The 18685-nt window shown below is 30.8% G+C and carries 17 protein-coding genes; 10 read left to right on the top strand and 7 right to left on the bottom strand.

The genetic code is table 4. The features are described 5' to 3' along the window. Positions 1–2 precede the first annotated feature (2 nt). The 5 genes from hrcA (at position 3) to OF376_RS00220 (ending at position 4691) form a co-directional block, all read left to right on the top strand. Complete coding sequence (hrcA, locus tag OF376_RS00240) at positions 3–1076, top strand: heat-inducible transcriptional repressor HrcA (RefSeq protein WP_263821550.1); 1074 nt, start codon at positions 3–5, stop codon at positions 1074–1076. Then, positions 1045–1752 (top strand): DUF402 domain-containing protein, encoded by a 708-nt coding sequence (locus OF376_RS00235; RefSeq protein ID WP_263821549.1) that lies wholly within the window; start codon positions 1045–1047, stop codon positions 1750–1752. The genes hrcA and OF376_RS00235 overlap by 32 nt, the downstream gene beginning before the upstream one ends. After that, a complete protein-coding gene (locus tag OF376_RS00230; protein ID WP_263821548.1) occupies positions 1733–2533 on the top strand; it encodes a DUF3196 family protein in 801 nt (266 codons plus the stop codon). Before OF376_RS00235 ends, OF376_RS00230 begins: the two co-directional genes overlap by 20 nt. Positions 2534–2781: 248 nt before the next feature. Further along, positions 2782–3783, top strand: coding sequence for a DnaD domain protein (locus OF376_RS00225; RefSeq protein ID WP_263821547.1), 1002 nt, complete (start codon positions 2782–2784; stop codon positions 3781–3783). 11 nt (positions 3784–3794) lie between these two features. Next, on the top strand, positions 3795–4691 hold the full coding sequence (locus OF376_RS00220) for a hypothetical protein (RefSeq protein WP_263821546.1): 897 nt from the start codon (positions 3795–3797) through the stop codon (positions 4689–4691). 193 nt (positions 4692–4884) lie between these two features. On the opposite strand, the gene OF376_RS00215 is transcribed toward OF376_RS00220, so the two are convergent. After that, positions 4885–5490 (bottom strand): hypothetical protein, encoded by a 606-nt coding sequence (locus OF376_RS00215; protein ID WP_263821545.1) that lies wholly within the window; start codon positions 5488–5490, stop codon positions 4885–4887. A gap of 179 nt (positions 5491–5669) precedes the next feature. On the opposite strand from OF376_RS00215, the gene OF376_RS00210 reads away from it, so the two are divergent. The 5 genes from OF376_RS00210 to OF376_RS00190 are packed head-to-tail and all read left to right on the top strand — an operon-like array spanning position 5670 to position 7791. Continuing rightward, entirely contained in the window at positions 5670–6587 is a 918-nt protein-coding gene (locus OF376_RS00210; protein WP_263821544.1) for a ribonuclease HIII, read from the top strand. A gap of 42 nt (positions 6588–6629) precedes the next feature. Beyond that, the gene (locus tag OF376_RS00205; RefSeq protein WP_263821543.1) at positions 6630–6896 is read left to right on the top strand and encodes a hypothetical protein; all 267 of its coding nucleotides are present in this window, start codon (positions 6630–6632) and stop codon (positions 6894–6896) included. 1 nt (position 6897) lies between these two features. Next, positions 6898–7173 carry a hypothetical protein gene (locus OF376_RS00200; protein WP_263821542.1) on the top strand — a complete coding sequence of 92 codons (276 nt, stop codon included), beginning with the start codon at positions 6898–6900 and terminating at the stop codon, positions 7171–7173. A 1-nt stretch (position 7174) separates the two neighbouring features. Further along, a complete protein-coding gene (locus tag OF376_RS00195) occupies positions 7175–7477 on the top strand; it encodes a hypothetical protein (protein ID WP_263821541.1) in 303 nt (100 codons plus the stop codon). Next, entirely contained in the window at positions 7468–7791 is a 324-nt protein-coding gene (locus OF376_RS00190) for a 4'-phosphopantetheinyl transferase superfamily protein (protein ID WP_263821540.1), read from the top strand. The genes OF376_RS00195 and OF376_RS00190 overlap by 10 nt, the downstream gene beginning before the upstream one ends. A gap of 34 nt (positions 7792–7825) precedes the next feature. Here the strand turns inward: OF376_RS00190 and polC are convergent, their stop codons facing one another. From polC to OF376_RS00160, 6 genes are all read right to left on the bottom strand, one after another. Next, positions 7826–12118: a DNA polymerase III subunit alpha gene (gene polC / locus OF376_RS00185; protein ID WP_263821539.1), complete on the bottom strand. Its 4293-nt coding sequence runs from the start codon at positions 12116–12118 to the stop codon at positions 7826–7828. A 58-nt stretch (positions 12119–12176) separates the two neighbouring features. Beyond that, positions 12177–12440 (bottom strand): hypothetical protein, encoded by a 264-nt coding sequence (locus OF376_RS00180; protein ID WP_263821538.1) that lies wholly within the window; start codon positions 12438–12440, stop codon positions 12177–12179. A gap of 93 nt (positions 12441–12533) precedes the next feature. Next, positions 12534–14957: an endopeptidase La gene (gene lon / locus OF376_RS00175; protein ID WP_263821537.1), complete on the bottom strand. Its 2424-nt coding sequence runs from the start codon at positions 14955–14957 to the stop codon at positions 12534–12536. A gap of 109 nt (positions 14958–15066) precedes the next feature. After that, positions 15067–16581, bottom strand: a complete 1515-nt coding sequence (tig, locus tag OF376_RS00170; protein WP_263821536.1) for a trigger factor — start codon at positions 16579–16581, stop codon at positions 15067–15069. Positions 16582–16682: 101 nt separating this feature from the next. After that, complete coding sequence (scpB, locus tag OF376_RS00165) at positions 16683–17762, bottom strand: SMC-Scp complex subunit ScpB (protein WP_263821535.1); 1080 nt, start codon at positions 17760–17762, stop codon at positions 16683–16685. Continuing rightward, positions 17755–18594, bottom strand: coding sequence for a segregation/condensation protein A (locus OF376_RS00160; RefSeq protein WP_263821534.1), 840 nt, complete (start codon positions 18592–18594; stop codon positions 17755–17757). Before OF376_RS00160 ends, scpB begins: the two co-directional genes overlap by 8 nt. Positions 18595–18685: the final 91 nt, after the last annotated feature.

The raw sequence follows: 18685 nt of genomic DNA, 5'->3' as shown, positions 1-18685 counted from the left end.
CCATGGCTAACTACAAGAAAAATAAAAACCAACCAACCAACCGGCAAGAAAAAGTCTTGCAAGCTGTGGTGGATGAATATACTAAAACAGCAACACCAGTTTCTAGTATGCTGATTCAAGAAGTATATTTTCCCCAAGTTTCACCGGCTACTATTCGGAATGACATGAAGAGTTTAGAAACGATGTTATTGTTAGAAAAAAAACACCGTTCCGGAGGCCGTGTACCCACTACTAAAGGTTATGATTTTATCAATCATCAATTTAGTGACTTGGATGCAATCATTGACCCCGCTATTAAAAAACGTTTGCATAAAATATTTATGCAACGGTTTGTTTCTATTGATAAAATCATTGAAGACTCAATTGAAATAATTAATCAATTTACCCTGTTACCAGCAATTATGCGTGATCATAAGGAAAATGAATTACTGAAACGAATTCAATTAATTGAAACGGGCCCTAATAATGCTGTTTTAATTGTAGTCACTTCATCAGGGAATGTCCAAAACCACCCTATCGTTTTAAACCAATTAACAAAATATACTGATCTAAGTATTTGTATTGATATTTTGGACGAGTATTTATTAAATACGCCAATGAATGAGTTAAGTAATAAAATCATTGGAGCAGCAGATTTATTATCGAAAAAAGTGCACGCTTATGAACATTACATGAATAATATTGTTTTAAAAATTTTTAAACATTATTCTATGGATAACCAAGATAAAAATACATCTTTTGGGGTGCGTTATTTAACTAGTCACCAAGAGTTTGACAATATTGATAAAATGAACGAAATTTTAAATTTAATCGAAGATACAAGTATTTGAGAACAAATTTCTATTAATAAAAAAATTGATAAAGTAACAACCCAAATCACCTATGGTAACCAAATTGGGCATAATGGAATCGCTATTGCCTCAACTTGCATTGACTTATATAATAAAAATAAAGAGATTGCGGTTATTGGTCCAACACGTATGGATTACAAAAAAATTATTGCTTTATTAGAATATATTAAAAAAGAATTGGAGATGATTGTTTATGAACAAAAAAACTGTGACGAAAACCACTAAGCAAGAAGTGTGCTTTGATGAACAATTATTAACGAATCATTTAGATGATTATCAAGACTTATCACAATTATCATTACACCAAGAAATTATGGTGCATGCTTATAAATTAAATGGTTGATTATATCGTTCTTGAAATAATCCAATGGTGATTGATATCCAAGAAGATTATTTAGTTTTATGTTCAACTAATTCGTTAGTGATTACTTCCGAAGAGTATTCAACACGAAATTTTCCTTCATATACAACAAAAACATCTTACTGGTTTTTCTTTAAAAAAGAATGATTTAATATTATTGCCACAATTGAAAAAACAGGAATGAAATTGTATATTAACATTGCCTCACCCTTCATTTTCGAAGAACAGGCAATTAAATATTATGATTTTGATTTAGATTTCAAAATCAATGCAGAAAAACAATGACGCGAAGTGGATTTTGACGAATTTTTAGAAAACTCAAAGAAATACCGTTATCCAAAGCAATTAGTACAAAAAATTATGCAAGTCGAAAGTCAAATTGAACAGTTGATTCAAGACCGTTATTTTGATCGTCTAATTAGTAAAAATAAAATTATTGAACTAAATAATTTAGTTCCAACTAAGAAAACTGTTCGTTATAAACGTAATGAAACGCCTGCTCGTTTCAAGAAAGTAAATTATGGCCCAAAAGAAAATTAGTGACAGCGAACAAACTTTAATTAATGATTATTTTGCTAAGCAAAAATCTGCTTTAGAGGAATTAATCGCTACACAAAAATATGATGAAGCAATTGAAAAACTGAATACCTTTTTAGAAATGGACTTACTTCCTCTAGAATATGCTGATCATTTTAGTGCTAAACTGAAAGAATTAGAAGCGATTCAAGCGGATTTATTAAGTCAAGAAACAGCGAATTGAAAACGTGAAGATTATTTTGAACATATTGTTGTGCATAATCAAATACACACTCATTATGTTTGTGAATATTTAGATAAATTTATTGCTGATTGATCTATCAATGATGAAATCTACTTCAACAACTTATTTCTAAGTACAGAGATTAATGTATTAGAGAAAGTTAATTTACTCGCTGTTTTAAGTGAATATCAAATCAGTGTCAGTTTAAATTTTTATAATCAATATTTAAATCTGCATGCAAAGGTTATTCCTGCAGATTATTTTCATTTATCAACGCAATCTGTCGAATTGTTTGATCCTAAAATACCAGCTTTTTTTGCTGAATATTTTGAGGAAGCGTTCAAACAAGACCCATTTAAATACGATTATGCGATGAAAATGGTAGATATTTACTGCCGTTTTTACTTTTTAAACCTCGAAAGTTTAAATTTAAAAAGAATTGCTTTTTGCATTGTTCAATACATGAATTTAGTATATGAAGACATCGCTTTAGACTTAAGTGATGACGATTTAAGTGTGCTTAGAGAAATTACATATCTCTTTCACATCCACAACAATTAAAAACAGAAAAAAATTAGAGGCCGTTTTTTACATGTCTATAACTTTTTAAAGGTCAAAAATAGCCCTTAAATAAATGGTTTAGGGACATTTGATGAGATGCTAATAACCCTTATCTCCCTCTTTTTATGACCCAAATAAACTGTTTTTTCTTTGTTTTTTTATACCCTTTTACTTACAATTATTGTAGTCAGTTCAACGACTTATACATTTATTTTAATTCAAAGACACAAGATGGAGGAAATACCTTTATGATTTTTTGCACGCTAAAAAACGATAATTTATCAATTAATAATTACGTTTTGTATGATTTATATACACCAATTATTGGTTTGCAAGCAACAAGTTTTTATGTGTATTTAGTCACACGGACTGTACATCAAGCAAATATTAGTGTCAGTGAGTTTTGTGAAAACTTGCAATTAAAGTCGAATGAACTATTTGATTGCATTCGCGCATTAATTAAAATGGAGCTATTAAGTATTTACAAAGACAAAGAACAATATTTCTTAGTTGTCAAAAAACAAAAACAACCTGAAGAATTATTAAACAACGAAGAATATATTGAATTATTGCAATCTCATACATCAATCAATTATTATGCTGCTAGACGTTTTGAATACGCTCCTATGCATGAAGCAATGAATTTAGTAAATGTTAATAACATTTTCATTAATGATGAAATTGACTTACCTAGCGAAGATAGTAATGGATGTGTTCAAATTAATGCTTTGAATAAAAAACAAACAAATACACCTCCGATGATTAACTTAGAAGGCTTACGCACGCGAGATATTTTCTTTAGCGCCTACGAACTATCAAACTTCAGCTTATTGATTGATAAATATTTAAACACCGATCCCGTCAGCTTTTTAACACACATCTTTATGCACCAAACTGATGCCCAAGAAATAGCTATGGTTAATAACTTATGTCAGGAATACCCAAATAATCCATGAGCAATTAATTTAGTTATTGATTTTTGTTTACATAAAAACATTACAGGAAAATTAAATTATAATTATTTAAGTAAGTTATTACGTTCTTTTGCCGCTAAAAACATTGTTGATGTTTATGCAGGAATTAACCATTTACGTGCTGCTTTAAATGATGATGCTAATAGCTATTTAGAAGTAAATAAAAAAGTTAAAAAGAGCAAAATCAATCAGGAAAGTGAATGAGTTGACGAACGACGCTCATCAAAAGGTCCCAAAAATAATTTACCCGTGTTTTTAGAAAAGGAATTAATTTAGGATAAATTATTATGTCTACTAAAAAAATCAACTATCAAACATGTTTATCAGATCCACGATTTAAAGACTTGGAAATTACGCCCGACGAATTTCATAACTATAAGGATTTATTTGATAAGTTTGCCGTTTTACAAGAAGCTTGTGCTAATTTGCCATATGAACCAATAATTATTCGTAAGTATGGCTTATTAGAACTTTCTTATTGCCATAAAACTAATTTAGTTGAACATAATAATCAATCAAAGTATCTTGATCATTATTTCTATCCAGAATATTTTTTAGAAAAAAACGAAATGGAATATCCTGATTTATTTAACGCAGATATTTATGATGTGCAAAGTAGTGGACGAAGCGACTTTATTAGATTTTTAGTTCAAAATCAAAATAAATGATTGCTTAATCCGCGACTTTATATTTCGGGTGCTTTAGGTAGTGGTAAGACGTTTTTTGGATTACACATTGCTAATTATTTAATTGCTCAAAAAGATGCATTGGTTGTTTGTTTAAAACTACGTAAGCTAAATAATTTAATTCACCAAATTTTTGCAAAAACAAATCCGTTTTTTAATACTACTGATGATTTATTAAATATGCTCAAACAAGGTCAATTCTTCATTTTTGACGATTTTGAAATCGAAGCAATCAAGGAAAATATTTACTATAATATCCTTGAACCATTATTTCAACACATTCATAATGCGAAATTACCAGTAATGTTTCTTAGTCGTTGAGATTTCAACGCCATGATGGAATATCGTGAATATGGGAGCATGAAACAACGAGCTGCAATTATTGAAGAATGCCGAATGTGAATTAATTTGTTAGTTAATAAAACCTATGCTAATTTAGGAACTACTAATTACCTGACTAAAAAACCAAATAGTATTGACAAACTTCCTAAAAAATAATATAATATATTTGACAGTTTAATTTATATGGGTAGATTAAACAATTCTAGTTGTTAAATTCGTTTACAACAATTCTAGATGTATATCTAGCTGGCTATACCCATAAAACAAATGTTTTAGACCTGTGAAGACACAGGTCTTTTTTTGTCTTTTCTTTGCAGAAAAGCAAATAAAAAAAGTATCGACGGATACTTTAGTTTTTACGTTTGGCCTGAATTTTTGTTCATTGATCTTGGTGCAAAGTTAAATATTTACTATATTCTTGCGTTTTTTGTTGATCAAAGTTTGTATTGATATTTTGCGTTTGAGGATTAAAAAATCAATAAATATGTAAAGCGTTTTTAATAACCAAATTAGCTTCATGAGGATTTTTTATTCGGTACATTAGATTTTTATCTAAAATAATTTGATTATTTAAATCAGATAAAACCGGTATTAATGGTAATAAGTTTTCTAAGCTAACTAATTTGTGTAATGATTCAACAATCGTTTTTTGCATGTGTGCATATAAGTAAATAGCTTCATCTAGTAGAGCATTCTGAATAATTTGAGAATAAGTTAACTCATTTTGCTGCAAACCATCATAGTCTTCCATATTGATATAAACTAATAACTCGTTATAAACTTTACGAGTTTCACGCGCTATCTTATTAGAAACATAAGGACTATGAACAATATTTTTTAACAATCCAGCAAATTCTTCGGGACTGTTAGTAATCACATCGATTAAATTAGTTTGGTGATTATAAACCACATAACCAAATAAACTTTTTGTAAAATCGTATTTTAAGTCAAACATAGACGCCCCTATAATTCTTGTTGAATATTTTAACTCTTATTATAATACAAAAATGTTATTTTTTGCAAACAAAGATAATTATTTATTTTGCTACTAAAAAATTTGGAAGTTGTAAAGCATTAGAAAGCGGATTAATTTATAATTAAAAGTAATAATTCTTATTTATGGAGAACATTTTTATGAGGACCTGATCAGTCAAAATTGATGAAAATCAATATCAAATATTACAAAAAACATTGCAAGGATATGAACAACCATATACTCAAATGTTCGTCCGTCAGCGTTTTGGACAAAATGAGTGTTTTACAATTTTTGTTTTTAATTCATTGAAAGTGGTTGTTAATTTACATAAAAATTATGAATGAACAACCTTTTTAAGTAGTTTTCCAACGATTAATTTTCTATCTCCTATTAATGATGAACAAGAGGATCAAAACGAATTACATGAAGCTACCATCGGAAGCGATGAAGTGGGAGTTGGTGATTTTTTTCATGGCTTAGTGGTTTGTGCAGTTTATTTACCTAAGTCACAAATTCCTTTTGTGCGCAGCTTACAAGTAAATGACTCAAAGAAAATTAATGACCGTAAAATTTTAGAATTAGCAAAAATTTTAAAAGAAAAAGTTGATTTCGTTATTAAATTTTTTGATCCATATGAGTATAACGAAAATTATCGTCTTTACAAAAATGCACATGTTTTAAAAACAATTTTACACAATCAAGCGATTAGTCGATTATTACATAAGTACCCTCGAACATACACAGTGATTGACCAATATGTTTCACAAGCTAAATTTAAAGAATACGAGAAGCAAGCTAATCTAGAACCTGTTTGTATTAAGAAAAGTATTAATAAGGCAGAAAGTCAATTTTTAAGTGTTGCTTGTGCTTCTATTATTGCTCGAGCATTTTTATTAAATTTTAAATCAAGCGTGGAACGGAAATACCACATTGCCCTGCCACTAGGGGCTGATAACGAAAAAATTCGTGAGGCGACTGCTTTTATTTTACATAAATATAAACCCGGTTTTTTATATTATTTAGCTAAAGCACATTTTAAAAATTTTCCAGTAGTAAAAAACCATAAGGTGAAGTAAAAATATGATTTTTCTCGTTTAGTTTTACAAAGGAGGAAAATCATGCAAAAATTATCTATAAAAATGAAACAAAAAATTACCAGTGGATTTTTTGGTAATTACATGTGGAATACAGCTATTATGACCGGCTTGCTAGGTCAAAATATTACAGGAGCTTTAGGGTTAGTAGCTCAATTAGTTCACGTCTTTAACCCTGCGCCCCGTTTCACACGCCATCAATTCATTGATAACCCAGCTGCGCGTATGTACACTCGTATCGCTCAACACCCTTCACGAGCGACTTTAAGTTTTGGCAGTCCGTTCTTTTAATATGCTATTATTAAATAGACGAGAAAAGGATCAAATATCATCAGGTTTTGCGATGTTATTAGCTAGTTCATTAAATATTTGAAATAGTTTTTTATTCTGATCAACGATTGTTTCCATGGGGATACAAGTCGTTTCAGGAGTTACGAATATTGCCTTAGCAGCATTACCGAAAAAACCAGATCCAGCTGCGCAGGAATATATTAAACAAGCTCATGAAGATATTATTTTTAAAGGGCCTTATGCTCCAAGTCAACATATTTATTTTTTAGGACGGTAATATGAAAAAATTAAACTTACGAGAACTCATTCAAAAAAAATATCCACCAGTTAATTTTGGTTATGATGCACGAGAAGTGGATAAGGATTTTGATAACTACATTCAAGCTTTACAAGATGCTTATGCTGAAATTGAACAATTGCAAAAAATGCAACAACAAACAATGCAAACGGCAATTGAATTGCAAAAATACAAGGATTTTGTGAAAGAACAAGATGACTTTATCGATTTAATTAGTAATTACGTCAACTTTGATGATAACTTTAATTTCTTTGAAAAAAGGCCAAAACTATCATGCAAATAGTTCACGGAATTGATTTATTAGATTTAAAACGTCCAGTATTGAAAAACAAACGTTTAGCCAGACGCATAATGACAGATTATGAATACGCTATTTATGAAAAACATACTCAACCAGAACGTTATTTAGGTAGTCTTTTTTCGTGTAAAGAAGCTGTTATGAAAGCCTTTTACTTACGTTATTTATATGATGACATTGAAATTCACATTGTCAATGGTATTCACTTTGTTTATTTACAACAACAAAAAACCGACTTAGCCTTAACACTCTCATATGAAAGTGATTTAGTAATGAGTTCTGTTGTGGGTATAATATAAAAAAACAAACACATTATTTGTGTTTGTTTTTTTATTAAAATAGCTCGGTTTGAGCAGATTCATCAAAGTCATCTAAAGCTCCAATATTCTTAAGAACTTCGATTTGTCGTGTAGTAATTGCACTGCGGTGTACAATGTCTTCAATGGTACTAAATGGCTTGATATTTCTTTGCTCTACAATTGATGCTGCCACTTTTTCACCTAAGGAAGGGATGCAAATTAATGGAGGAATCAGCGCATTTTTTTCGCGATCGATTAAAAAGTCGGTCGGATGAGAATGGTTGATATCGATATTTAACAATTTAATACCCCGAGCGAGAAATTCAATAATAATTTCATAGGTTGTTAAGCTATCTAATTCCTTGTTAGAAGCATTTTTATCGCGTTTAATTTTTTTATAAATATCTACGATTTCTGCACGAGTTTTATTAACGGCTTCTAAATCAAAATTTTGACTACGTACAGATAAAAAAGCAGCGTAGTATTCTAGTGGGTAATACAATTTGTATCAAGCGAATTTTCAAGCGTGCATAACATAGGCTGTGGCATGGGCTTTGGGGAACATATATTGAATCTTATTAGCTGATTCAATATATCAATCAGGAATATTATTTTCACGTAACACTTTTTCGTGATCAGGTTTAATTTTCTTACCCTTTCGCACGTCTTCCATAACAAAGAAAGCAGTTGTAAAATCGATTCCGTTTTGAATTAAATAACTCATAATATCGTCCCGACAAGCAATGACGTCTTTTAGCTTTTTATTATGTTGTGTAATTAATGTTTGTGCATTATTTAAATACACATCGGTTCCGTGTGATAAACCAGAAATTCGAATCAAGTCAGCAAAACTTCGCGGTTGGGTTGCGACAAGCATTTGGCGAACAAAGCTGGTTCCAAATTCGGGAATACTAATTGCTCCGGTTTTTTCGTCTAAAACATCCGCTGATTGAATATTCATCACACTAATGTCATAGAACATCTTCATAGTTTTTTCATCGTTGATGGGAACGTTTTCTTGTTTGATGTTTGTAAGATCTTCTAGCAGTTTTAAAATCGTAGGATTATCGTGACCTAGGATATCAAATTTTAGCAGGTTATTGTGGATATATTCAAAGGCGAAGTGGGTTGTTTTTCAACTTTCGTTTTCATCATCGGCTGGAAAGTTATATGGGGTGAAATCATAAATTGATAAGTCTTTAGGGACAATAATAATTCCACCGGGGTGTTGTCCTGTGGTTTTCTTAGTGGCAAAACAATGTTGGACATACAAGTTAATAGTAGAATCCCGGATGATTTCGTCATTTTTTTCTTCAAAGTATTTTTTAACCATTGCATAAGTTGTTTTGTCTTTTAATTTAGAGACTGTACCAGCACGGTATGAATGATCATCACCAAATACGTCTTTAATGAATTGGTGCGCAACTGGTTGATAAACTCCAGAGAAATTAAGATCGATATCTGGAACCTTATCACCATTGAATCCTAAGAAGGTTTCGAAAGGGATATTATGACCTTCGCGCAATAAATCAGTTTGACATTGCGGACATTTTTTTGCGGGTAAATCGTACCCATCTTCAGCTTCTGGGACAAATTCATAATATTTACATGCCTGACATAAATAGTGTGGCATTAAAGGGTTAACATCTGTAATGTTTAAAAACGTTGCGACTAATGATGAACCAACACTTCCTCGTGAACCCACTGAATACCCATCTTCATTCGACTTCTTAACTAGTAAATGTGAGATTCAATAGACAACACTAAAACCATGTATAATAATGGAGTTCAACTCTTTATCAATTCTTGCTTGAACGATATCGGGTAAATTTTCACCATATATTTTCTTAGCTGTTTCGTAAACAAAGTTTTTAGTAAGTTCATCAACGTTATCAATTTTTGGCGTGTATAAATCTTTTTTCAACGGCTTGATGTTATCAGCAAATCAACTTAACACTACTTGCACATCGTCTGTTAGGATTTTTTTTATATCCTGCGGATCATTTAAATAGGTTAGTTCCTTTTGGAACTCTTGTTGATCTAAATAATGAAGATCAGGTACATATGTTTCATTGGCAAAACGGTGCAAACGACCATTTAAACCTTTGGAATTAACATACACATCATAGTATTTTTTATCGCTTGGTTGTAAATAATAAACATGACTAGAAGCAACAATTGGTTTACCTTGTTGTTTAGCTAAGAAAACTAATTGATTTAAAGCGTGTTGTAGATTACTCATGCTTAATTTTTCGTTATGAATTTGGTTTTTAAAACAATTGATACTTGGTAGTGTAATGAAATCATATAACTTAATTTGCTCAATAATTTCAGCATCGGTTTTGTTAAATAAACTATTTATTAATTCATTGTCATAAACAGCGTTTGTAATGATTAAATTGTCTTTGAATTGACTTAAAAAATCGATAGTAATTGTGGGCCGATTATTATATAAATCCGTGTGAGCTTTAGAAACCAGTTCATATATATTTTTAATACCATCTTGGTTTTTTGCGTAAATAGTAATCTGATCACCAAAGAAACGGTTGCGCAGACTACGATTCTGAATACTTGGATTGACTTGATCTCATTGTTTGATTTTGTGTTCATTAATTAATTGACTAAGCATAATGTTAAAAACACTAACTAAGACTTCAGCATCATAATCGGCTCGATGGGCAATTAAATCATCATATGGAATATTATTCTTTTTACAAATAGCTCCTAATCGGTGACTACGGTAAGTGGGATTTAAAGAACGTGATAGCATCAGGGTATCAACATACATATTAGTTAAAACCGGTATCCCATATTTTTGTAAACGAATATTAATAAAATTAATATCGAAATTAATAGCATTATGTGCGACTAGAATACGATCTTTAAACCAATTCAGCATGGTTTTTAATCCTTCTAGTTCGCTAATGGCATGTTTCACGTGATCATCGGTAATTTTCGTTAGTTTAATAGTAGTTTGGCTTAATGGTTTGCTAGGTTTCATAAAGAATTGTTTACGCTCTAGAATTTGCCCATTTTTAACCAAAACCCCACCAAATTCAATAATTTCATCGTAATTAGGATATAAACCAGTGGTTTCTAAGTCAAAAACAATATACTCTTGGTCAACAAACAAACTTTCATCAATATTATAAACAGCATCAATTTGCGGAGGTAAGACTTCACATTCTAATCCATAAATGATTTTTAATGTTTGTTCATCAATTTTTTTAGATTCTAGGTATGTTTGGATTTCTGGGTAAGCTTGGACTACGTAACGATCAGTAATACCAATGCAATTGATTTTATTTTTTAAGGCAAAGTCGACCAATTCTTCTGTTCCAATAATGCAATCACTACTTGTCATTTTAGTATGAAAAGCTAGTTCTGTTCGAGGAATAATGGTTGCGTTATCACCCTCGAGTGTATAATTATCAATTTTTCAAATTTTCTTGGCTTTTAGCACAGGGATAGTTTTGGTCGGATCATTAAAACTACTTGTAATTTCACCTGATGCACCAATGTAATCATTGACCTTAAGACCTAAAAAATGTTCCTTAAATCGATTATTAGCATTCAGGTAATAAGTAACGTTTAGGGTGTCGGTGTCATCTTGAATATAAAAAGTTAAAATAATATCTTTATTATTACGTTCGCGTTGTTCGATTAGAAAAATTTTCCCAATAACATTGACTTGGGTCATGTTAATGTTAATGTCAGTTAACTTGGTCACAGCCTTATTATCTTGTTTGTTATAGCGATTTCAATTTTGTGCATCATTAGAAACTGCGGCGTTATTTTGTTGCTCTAACTCGTTTAGTTTAGCTAACCACAATGCAGCTTGATTTTGTTGTTCGATGCTTTGTTCTTCAATTGTGGCAGAACAATCAATAAAACTAATTACTAAATTTTCATAAATTAAACCACATTGTGCAAAGGTTGTTTTAATCTCTGCTTGATGGTTTTTTAAAAAGACTAATTGGTTGCGAGAACTTGTGGTTAGGGTAACGACTTCGTTTTCATATTGCAAATTAACAAATTCTGGATTTAACCACTCGTGTTTCATAAATAAATGATTAACCAATGCTTGTAATTGTTCTGGTTCATTAAAAAGATTGTGTAAGACTAAAACACAATTATGGATACGTGGATGTAAAGGTAAACAACTAATTTGCTCTAAAAGTTGAAAATCAACAAACTCACTAAAACTAACATGTAAGCGGTATGTCTGTTCGTTGGTTTGTTCCTTTTTAACATCGTAAGTTGGCAACTGCTCATACACAGTAGCTGACAGGGTGGGAATAATTTTTAATAAAATATGTTGCTGCATAAACACTCCTTATATTCGTTTTAATAAAAAATAAGAAGTTACCTTCTTATTCATTGATTTATTCTTCAAAATAAAGCGTAACATAGACATGTCCGTCAGCGTGAATACAGTCACCATCTTTTAGTTGGTCGGCTTGTTGGACAAAATTTAAGTTAAATGAGTATTCGTCATGATTAACAGGTGATTTAGTAATTACCCCTTGTTTTAATTCATCACGTTGTAACAAAATCTTGTATTCATGTACATGGTGATGACCATGATGATGTGGAGGATTTGCTAAGATATTATCGACAATTTGATTATATTCTTTTTTGATTTCCATAATTTGTCTCCTTGGTTCAATATTAATATTATACTAAATATAAAAATAAGAGGTTGAGATTCCTCTTATTTTTCTAATTTATTTCGTATTTATTTACTTGCTTTTTTTATTTGCTGAATTTGTTTTTTCAAAAACGATTTGATAAACTTCATCGTAGTGTTTTACTAAATGAATTTCTAAGTCCTTACGTACTTCTTGCGGTACATCTTCTAAGAAACGTTCATCATCAGCTGGTAGGATAATTTCACGTACACCTGCTCGGTGGGCAGAAATAACTTTTTCTTTCACTCCACCAATAATACCAACTGTACCACGTAACATAATTTCACCGGTCATTGATAATACTGAACGAACAGGGCGTTTAGTTAAAGCAGAAATAATAGCAGTTGTTAATGCGATCCCTGCACTTGGACCATCTTTTGGTACACCACCTGATGGAACGTGTACATGGATATCAATTTCATTGAACTTCAATGTTTCATCGATGCCATATTTTTGAGCATTAGCTTTTACAAAACCTAAGGCTACACGCACTGATTCATTCATTGTTCTTTCAAGATTTCCTGTAATGGTAATATTACCACCCTTAGGGTTATGCGTAAAGTTGACTTCGATTGGTAAAAGGTCACCACCAGCTTGAGTATAAGCCATACCATTAACAACACCCGGAATACTTGTGGTTTCCTTTTGTGTGACATCGAACTTGATTTTACCTAGATATTTGATAATTAGTTCCTTTGTTAACACTGTTGGTTCTAATTCTTTTTCATTGATTTTTTCTACAATGAACTTACGAACGATATGACCTAATTGACGATCTAGTTCCCGAACACCAGCTTCTTTTGTATAGTGTTCAATAATAAAATCAAGAACTTCATCACTAAAGACTAAATCATTTGAATTTAAACGGGCATCGTCAAAAATACGTTTCAATAAATGTTCCTTAGCAATTTCACGTTTTTCAATAGCTGTATAACTTGAAAGTTCAATAATTTCTAAACGATCAATTAAAGCGTATGGAATTTTTTCGTAATAGTTTGCTGTCGCCATGAACATAACATTACTCAAGTCGTATTCTTCCTCGATATAGTTATCTGAGAAGTGTTTGTTTTGTTCTGGGTCTAAAACTTCTAATAAAGCAGCTGATGGATCACCACGATTATCAGATGTCATCTTATCGATTTCATCTAACAAGAATAACGGGTTGTCTACACCGGCTTTTTTTAATCCTTTAATAATACGTCCAGGCATTGCTCCGACATATGTTTTACGGTGCCCACGGATTTCACCTTCATCACGTACCCCACCTAAAGAAACCTTAACGAATTTTTTATTCATAGCTTCAGCGATTGAGTAAACAAGAGAAGTTTTACCAACTCCAGGTGGACCTACAAGACAGATAATAGGGCCCTTAATATTTTTGTTACGCATACGTAATGCTAAATATTCAAGAATCCGTTCTTTAACTTTGCTAATTCCATAGTGGTTTTTTTCTAAAACTTCACGTACCTTATTTAAATTATTGTTGTCAACACCCATTTTACCTCATGGTAAATCTAACAATCAATCTAAATAAGATTTAATAATTGATGATTCATTTGAAGACATTGCAGCTTCAAAACGATTTAATTCCGCCAAAGCGTGTTCTTTAACTAAAGGAGGTAAATTTAATTCTTTGACCTTAGCACGCATGCGACTAGCATCATCTTCACGCGAACTTAATTCACCTAGTTGTTCTTTAACAACTTTTAATTGTTCACGTAAGTAGAATTCCTTTTGTTGCTTTTGTAAATTATCATTAATAATTTCACTAATTTTAGCCCGCACTTCTGATTCCATTTTAGCTTTATCAATTAGATTATTGAATAAAACTGAAAGAATTCTTTTGAAAGCACTAATTAATGTTGGTTGCGATAAGATGTCAACTCGAGCACGTAAGTTTGCGACTTCATTGCTTGCTCCCGGCACAACTGGTAAATAGTGGTGCGCTGCGTGGTAAGGAAAAGTATCAGGATAAAATTGTAAAATACTGAAACGTTCTTCAAAGTGAATATCTTTTAATTGTGAACGATCACGAATTACTTCGAATATTTGTAAGTTAATATTTGTTAATTGATCTTTTTCCTCAGTTGTTAAAACCTCGTTTTTGATAATTGGATCATAGTGAAATAAGAATTGATTTTTTGCTTGAGAATTAAAATCAATTGTTTCAATTGTTTCAAAATCAATGCTGACAGCTTTTAAACCTTCTACATCGATAACAAAATCACCTTCGTCATCATCGCGCAGATCAACAATTTTCACTAATGTTGCAGAATTAGCGTACAACTCTTTAATAGAGATGACGTTTGCATCTGAGTAGATATCACTTTGCGATACAACTATTAATTGTTGTTCCTTTGAATTGAAGGCCTCTAAAACAGCTGTTTTAGATAATGTTCGTCCGACCGAAATAGTTAATTTTTCGTGTGGTAGACAAACGATGCCATGCGTTATTAAGATTGGTTTTTTGTCCATGTTGTTATCCCATCCTTTGATTACTTTAAATAATTATAACAATAAAAAAGCAAAATTAGCAAATAAATTGAAAGAGTGCTAATTTTGCTTAGAGAACAAACATAAAGTTTTATTTAGCCTTACTTGTTTTTGGTTTGGCTTTACTTGTAGTTTTTTTAACTGTTTCTTTCGCCGTTTGATCTTCCTTATTTACTTTTGGTTTGCAAGTACGTTTTGGTTTGCAAGTTTTTTCAGTTTCTTTAACTGGTTTTTCCTTGGCAGTTTTTGTTTCCTTAGTCGGTTTTGCTGATTTCTTTAAAACTGGAGTATTTTTTTCGTTTAAACCAATTAAGAAATTCATAACTTTTTTCTGTCCAATAAATTCTGTTACTAAATCAATATTGTCGTTTAGATATTTAATTGTTTCTGGACTATTTGAACCATATAAAGCAGCCATTTCAGGGATACCAGCACGTGCTTCTTCTTCTGAAACTTTAATATTTTCACGTTCACCAATATGGTCGATTACTAATGATAACTTAACAGTATCTACAACTTGTAATTTTAAATCAGCGTTTAATTCTTCTTCGGTTTTGTTAGAAACTTTTAAGTATTCTTTTAAATCCATATTATAACGAGCTAATTGTGCTAATAATTGTTGCTTTAAGTTGGCACTTTCTTTATTGATCATTGACTCAGGAATTGTTGAAATTGTTGTACGAGCTAACAATTGTGAGTTAATTTGGTTTTGAGCAATATTGAAACGTTCTTCTTCAGCTGCTTTTTTTGAATTATCTAGAATGAATTTTTCTAATTCTTTTAATGTGTTAACGTTTGGCAATTTGAATGATGCAGCAAATTCATCGTTAATTTCAGGTAAAACAATTGTACTAATTGATTTAATCTTTAATTCAAAATCAGCTTTTTTACCAGCTAAATCTGTTGCATGGTAGTCTTCTGGGAATGTAACTTGGATAGTTTTCACTTCATTGGCTTTTAAACCAATCATTTGGTCTTCAAAACCAGGGATAAATGCGTTTGATCCAACGATTAATGTATGGTTTTGAGCAGATCCACCTTCAAAAGGAACATTATCTATTGAACCTTTAAAATCAAACACTACTTCATCGCCATTTTCGATTGGTTGTTCATCATCTTTTTTAGTACGCTTAGCACGTACTTTTTGAGCGTGTTTTAATTCTTTATCAACAAGAGATGGGTCAACAGTAATGGGTGATAAATTTAAAGTTAAATCGTCATATTTATCTAACGTAATTGTTGGATAAATTTCATACGCTAAACTTACAACAAGTCTTTGATCGTCTAGGTCAATAATCGAAACATTAGGTGTGTCTAATGTTTCTGTTGGATCATCTTTAAAATCCTTAGAATCTTCTAAATCTTTGATTAATGATGGCAAGATTTCGTTGATTGCACGGTCGTACAAGTCGTAACGGTTAATACGTTTTTCAACTTCTTGATCAGGAGCATGCCCTAAACGGAAACCGTCAATTTTTACTTTTTTCTTTAATTGACGAATCATATTTTGGGTTTGGTTTTTTAAAGCTTCTGCTCACTTATTTGAATCTGCAGTAACTTCAAAAGTAATATTTAATTCATTTTTTGTCTTTTTATTTAATTGCATTGTTCTCACTCATTCTTTTAATATTTGATATATGATAGGTATAGTTATTGTTAAAAACTATTTACTTTTATATTTTAACATTTATACATAAATTATTGAGGTTAATCTCAATTTTCTTCGTCGATTGGATTAAAATCTTTGAAATCTTTTTCTAATCGAGGTAGTTCACTTATATTTTTAATTCCGAACAAATCAAAAAACTTTTGACTAACCTTGTATAAAATTGGCGATCCAAGTGTTGGAGCACGACCAGCTTCAATAATTAGATTATGTTTTAATAAAGTATCGATGGCAGATTTTGGATCTTTTTTTCGAATGCTATAAATTTTAGCTCGAGTTGTTGGTTGATTGTAAGCAATGATTGATAAAGTTATCAAAGTTGTTTTATTTAAAATCATCTTGTTTGGTTCATTGACAAAAGCTGTTAAATGATCTTTATTTTTAGGTTTAGTTAATACCTTGTATTTTTCACCGAATTTAACTAAAACCACACCAGAATCACTAGTTTCGTATTCTTTTTGTAACTGATTTAGTAAATCAGTAATTTGACTGTGGGGTAGTTGTACAACATTTTTAAAATCATTCAAGCTAGCACCATCTTCGCCAGCTAAATATAGAATCGACTCGATGACAGATAAGAGATTCTTTTTTTCTTCATCCGATAAATCAGTAGTTTTGAAAGTATTATTGAATTTTTGATTTTCAAAATGTTTGTGTGGTTGATTGAATTTAATATTCTTTTTGTTTTTATTTTCAGCTTTTTTGGAAGTAGATACGTTAGTGTTGTCTTGTGAACTTTCATCATCCTCATCCATTTCATCGTTGTTAAGGAACGGATTAGGGTAAGTGGGTGCTTGTTTTCTTAAACTTAGCTTTTTAGCTGCATCTTGTTTTTTATAAAGCTCTGGGTTAATTGGCGCAAAAATTGATTGTTTTTTTTCTTTATTTGTAGTTGACTCACTACTTGTCTCAGGAGTTTCATCTGCAACAAATTGAACATTAGTTTGATAGTGCTCGTTTTCTACAAGAATCTTGTTTTTTTGGCGCTTCAATGATTGTTTGAATTCTTCATCTTCATCAACATCATCATATGAGAAAAATTGATGATTTTTGAAACCAATATCATTTTCATCATCGTGGTTCTTTTTATATAATTTTTGCAAATCAGTTTTATTACTCATGAGTTTCTCCTATCTTTGTTGTTTGTTCGTCAGTAAAAAGATTGTTTAGGTTAGGATCTAAATCAATTATGACAACTTCTATTTGATCAATTTCATTGGTTTTTAAAGACAGTTTTTCTTTATAAATTAAAGTCAGAATAACCAATAAACTAGTTACTAAGAAACGACGATTTTTATTAATTTTTGGTTGGACCATAAAAAAATCGAAAAGGTTCCCTGTATAGGATGGTTGATTTTTTAGGTAATTAACCAAATTGATCATAACATCATACACTTTGTAATCCGGATTTTTAAAAGATAAATCCACAGTTGTATTTGCTAATTCGTATTCTAGAATTACTTGATCCATCAATGTTTTTAATAAACTAACAGGCATTTGGTCAGGCAATGGTTTATATTGAGCGTTTTCATCAATAAAATCATCATAATTTTTTTGTGGAATATCATGCATTTTAGCACGTCATTGATAACAATCTTGTAAAAAATGAGCTGCTTTTTTGTAATTTGAATACTCAATTAATCGTTGAATTAAATCTTCACGATCCTCTTCTAATTTTTGTCGTTCTAACAATGATGGGTTTGGTAACAGTGACAAAATCTTCAAACGTAATAAATGTGAAGCGTAAAATAAATAATCGCTAATTGTATCAAAATCTTCTAATCTTTCGATATTCGCGTCAACATATTTTTGATATTGATTAGCCAATTCAACAATATCTAATTCTTGAATACTTTTACGACCCATTCGAACTAATTCGACAAGCACATCCAATGGTCCATCATAGCTTTCTAATTGTAAATATAAGCGTTTGTTTGTATTGTTATGATTCATAATTAGAGGCTTTCTTAAATATATTTGTATATGTGTATAATTATATACATAAAAAGATAATTATAATAAAAAACAAACACGAAAAACGTGC

It is taken from the genome of Ureaplasma miroungigenitalium, assembly GCF_025780085.1.
GTDB lineage: Bacteria > Bacillota_I > Bacilli_A > Mycoplasmatales > Mycoplasmoidaceae > Ureaplasma > Ureaplasma miroungigenitalium.
This window is presented reverse-complemented; position numbering and strand designations above follow the sequence as displayed.